The organism is Cupriavidus sp. WS (assembly GCF_000395345.1).
Taxonomy (GTDB): domain Bacteria; phylum Pseudomonadota; class Gammaproteobacteria; order Burkholderiales; family Burkholderiaceae; genus Cupriavidus; species Cupriavidus basilensis_B.
The window spans coordinates 1-457 of record NZ_AQPL01000510.1 but is presented as its reverse complement, the minus strand read 5'-3'; the positions used below and the strand labels follow the sequence as shown (position 1 = coordinate 457).

The following is a 457-nucleotide window of genomic DNA, read 5'->3' as shown; positions in this document are numbered from 1 at the left end:
CCCCCGCCTCTCTCGCCTCTCCCGCAAACATGCCCGTACCGCGCCGGTACGGGCATGTTTGCTTTCGGGCTCCGCAATGGCCGCCGCGCCGCCTCCAAGTGATGAATGATAGCCTTCGCGCGGCCGCCTGCCGGCGGTTTTTTCCGCGCCCGGCATCGGACGCTTCCACACCATGAGCGCGCCATGACCACGCCATGAAAAAACGGGCCCCGATGGGGCCCGTTTTTCGTCCTGTCGCCGCCGCGCCGCCGCTCAGTCGTGGTGATGGCGCTTGTTGTGCTTGCGCTTGTAGCCGCCGCGGCCGCGCTCGTCGTCGTAGGAGTTGCTGCGCGACACGTTGCCGCCCAGCGCCGCGCCGGCGCCGCCGCCCACGGCCGCGCCCAGCAGGCCGCCGGTGCGCCCGCCCATCGCGTTGCCGGCCGCGGTGCCGGCGCCGCCGCCCAGCGCGCCGCCGATG

At 73.1% G+C, this 457-nt stretch carries 1 pseudogene; it reads right to left on the bottom strand.

Annotated features, from left to right (window positions below):
• Positions 1–252: 252 nt before the first annotated feature.
• Positions 253–457 (bottom strand): annotated as a pseudogene (locus tag K206_RS0133035) (hypothetical protein); the annotation flags it as partial.